1 protein-coding gene is annotated in these 1,267 nt (G+C 65.4%); it reads right to left on the bottom strand.

Annotated elements, in window-relative coordinates:
• Position 1: 1 nt before the first annotated feature.
• Positions 2-1,243 carry an arginine deiminase gene (gene arcA / locus DXB98_RS10015; RefSeq protein ID WP_117735747.1) on the bottom strand — a complete coding sequence of 414 codons (1,242 nt, stop codon included), beginning with the start codon at positions 1,241-1,243 and terminating at the stop codon, positions 2-4.
• Between the last annotated feature and the right edge of the window lie 24 nt (positions 1,244-1,267).

Genomic DNA, 1,267 nt, shown 5'->3' with positions numbered 1-1,267 from the left:
CTTAGAGGTCCTCGCGCCAGAAGGGCATGCTCATGCAGCGCGGGCCGCCGCGGCCGCGGGAGAGCTCGGCGGAGGGCACGACGAGAAGGTCCAGGCCCTCCTTGTACAGCACGTCGTTGGTGACGGTGTTGCGGGCGTAGACGCAGATCTTGCCGGGCTCGACGCACAGGGTGTTGGAGCCGTCGTTCCACTGCTCGCGGGAGGCCGCGATCGGGTCGCCGCCGCCGCAGGGGATCAGCTTGACCTGGTCGACGCCGGTGGCGTCCTCCAGGACGTGCTCGAGGGTGTCCTCGATCAGGCGGATGTTGACCTCGCCCGGGTTCTTGCCGGCGGTCAGCTCGTAGACGCGCAGGGTGCCCATGATGGCGGGGTGGATCGTGAACTTATCGACGTCGATCTGGGTGAAGACCGTGTCGAGGTGCATGAAGGCGCGCGAGACCGGGATGTCGAAGGCCAGGATGCGCTCGACCTTGGAGTCGGAGTTCCAGAAGATGTTCTGGGCCATGACGTCGATGGCGGCTGCCTGGGTGCGCTGGGAGATGCCGACGGCGAGGGTCTTCTCGTTGATGTTCAGCACGTCGCCGCCCTCGGTGTGGAACTGGCAGTCGCGGCGGAAGTACAGGGAGACGTCCTTGTAGTCGGGGTGGTACTTGAAGACGTACTTGCCGTACAGGGTCTCGCGGTTGCGGGTGACCGAGTACATGCGGTTGAGGTTGACGCCCTCGCCGACGACCGCGAACGGGTCGCGGGTGAAGTAGAGGTTGGGCATCGGGTCGATGATCAGGTCGGACTCGGACTCGGAGTTGACCAGGGAGTCGAGGGTCGTGGACGCCGTGAGGGGCATGTCGATCTCGGCCTTGGTCATGCCGGCCATGGTCTTCTTGACGAACTCGAGGTTGTCCTCGATGGAGTCCAGCTTCTCGCGGACGATCTGCGGCATGCGCTGGCCGCGGATGCCCGCCTCGGCGATGTACTGGTCGGTGAACTCGGCGCGGGCGCCGGGGACCTGGTCGAACACCTCTGCGACGAGGTTCTCGAGGTAGAGCACCTCCACGCCCTGGTCCCTCAGGATCTGGGCGAAGGTGTCGTGCTCCTGCTGCGCGACCTCAAGGAACGGGACGTCGTCGAACAGGAGTCGCTCGAGCTCGTCGGGCGGCAGGTTGAGGAGCTCGTCGCCGGGACGGTGCAGGCAGACCTTCCTGAGCTTGCCGATCTCGGAAGGCACGTGCAGACCTTTCGTCATGGCCTCCTACCTTTCTTTCGGGCC

Origin of the sequence: Collinsella sp. OM07-12 (assembly GCF_003438275.1) — a bacterium.
Lineage (GTDB): Bacteria > Actinomycetota > Coriobacteriia > Coriobacteriales > Coriobacteriaceae > Collinsella.
Note: the sequence above shows the minus strand (reverse complement) of the source record. Positions and strands in the feature narration are given on the sequence as shown.